Consider the following 1,772-nt stretch of genomic DNA (forward strand, 5'->3'; position numbering starts at 1 on the left):
GTCGGCCAGGGCCAGGGCCTTCTTCACGTCGCCGGAATAGTAGGCCTCGCGGGCGGCGCGGGCCTTGTCGGCCGGGGCGGGGCCCTTGGCGCCGGCGACGAACAGGGCCGGAATCTTGGGGGCGGCGGCCTTGGCGGGCTTGCGCTTGACGGCCAGGGCGTAGACCCGGTCGGCGCCGGCCTGGTCGCCATAGGTCGCCAGCCAGTCGGTCAGCTCGTCATAGTTGGCCGCATAGGCGCGCGGATGCATGATCTTGGAGAATTCCAGCCGGCCCTTGAGGCTGCGGTCGCGGGCGTTGGCCTGGGCGGCCTCGGCGGCGTCGAAATCACCATGGTCGGCGGCGGCGAAGGCGGCGCGATAGAAGCGGGCGTCGGCGTCGGACAGGGGCTCAAGCGCCGAGGCGCGAGCGGTCATGGGGGCGCTGAAAGCGACCGCGAGGCAAAGAACGAAGGCCGAGAAAACGGCCAGAGGGCGAGCTAGAAGCTGCAATGCGTTTCCGCGCCTGACCTCCGAAGAGGCCCCCCACGCGTCCCGTGTCCAACTGGTCGCCCGAATCTCTAGTTGGGACGGTCCGGCCGATCAAGCCTCTCACTGAGCATAAGCATGTCGGCCCAGGCCTTCTTCTTGGCCGCAGGCTGACGCAGCAGGAACGCCGGATGCAAGGTGGGCAAGGCCGGGAGCTCGGTTTGACCGTCGCTGGCGGTCCATTCGAACCAGCGTCCGCGCAGCGACAATATGCCTTCGTCGCGCTTCAGCAGGCTCTTGGCCGAGGCGCCGCCGACCAGCAGCAGGATCTTGGGCTGGACCAACTGGATCGCCCGTTCGAGGAACGGCGCGCAGACGGCCTGTTCCTGCGGCGTGGGCGTGCGATTGCCCGGCGGACGCCAGAACAYGGTGTTGGTCACGAAAGCGCGGTCCAGCACGCCGGCGGCCTTGAGCATGCGGTCCAGAAGCTGGCCGGCCCGGCCGACGAACGGCGCGCCCTGCAGGTCCTCGTCCGCCCCGGGGGCCTCGCCGATGATCATCAGGGGCGCGTCGGCCGGCCCGCGCGAGACCACGGCCTGGCGGGCGCCCTGGGTCTTGAGCGGACAGCCCTCGAAGGCGGCGATCGCGGCGGCCAAGGCGGGCAGGTCGGCGCAGGCGGCGGCCAGGGCCTGGGCCTCGGCGACGACGGCGCCCAGGTCGGGCCCGCGCCCGAAGGCGGGTGTCGCGACTGGAGCGAGGGCGACAGGGGCGGCCGGCTCCTTGCGGGCCCGCAGCATCGCCGCGCCCTCGGCCAGGCGGTCGATCGGATCGTCCGCGTACGACGCCTCGACGCCCGCATCGGCCCAGAAGGCGAGCAGGCTTTCCACGGCGCGCGGATCGACGTGAGAAGCGGCGGGGAGGTTCATGTCCCTCTCTTAGTACGAACTTTCACGGGTCGCCATGTCGGGGCTGCGCTGCATCGCAGCAAAAAACGCCCGTTTATTCTTGACCACCGGTGCGTCACCTCACGATAAGCTTCGACTCAAGCAGCAAGAACGCGGGCAGAGTGCGCCCGGGCGGGAGATGTTATGAGCGAAGAGCTCGAACGCGAGTCGATGGAATACGACGTCGTCATCGTCGGCGGCGGACCGGCGGGCCTTTCGGCCGCCATCCGGCTCAAGCAATTGGCCGCCAAGGCCGGGACCGAGGTTTCGGTGGCCGTGCTGGAGAAGGGCTCCGAAGTCGGCGCCCACATCCTGTCGGGCGCGGTGATCGATCCCAAGGGCCTGGCCGAGCTGTTCCCCGAC

General features: G+C 69.9%; 2 protein-coding genes and 1 pseudogene. 1 reads left to right on the forward strand and 2 read right to left on the reverse strand.

Features of this window, described 5'->3' with window-relative positions; translation table 11 throughout:
• Both AC1DZ6_RS24580 and AC1DZ6_RS24585 read right to left on the reverse strand, forming a co-directional pair.
• Nucleotides 1-414, reverse strand: a pseudogene (locus AC1DZ6_RS24580) (lytic transglycosylase domain-containing protein); the annotation flags it as partial.
• A gap of 143 nt (nucleotides 415-557) precedes the next feature.
• Nucleotides 558-1,391: a uracil-DNA glycosylase gene (locus AC1DZ6_RS24585; RefSeq protein WP_477099719.1), complete on the reverse strand. Its 834-nt coding sequence runs from the start codon at nucleotides 1,389-1,391 to the stop codon at nucleotides 558-560.
• A gap of 162 nt (nucleotides 1,392-1,553) precedes the next feature.
• On the opposite strand from AC1DZ6_RS24585, the gene AC1DZ6_RS24590 reads away from it, so the two are divergent.
• A partial coding sequence (locus tag AC1DZ6_RS24590) for an NAD(P)/FAD-dependent oxidoreductase (RefSeq protein WP_477099720.1) occupies nucleotides 1,554-1,772 on the forward strand: 219 nt, incomplete at its 3' end.

This window comes from Caulobacter sp. P1_B12_2 (genome assembly GCF_056406675.1).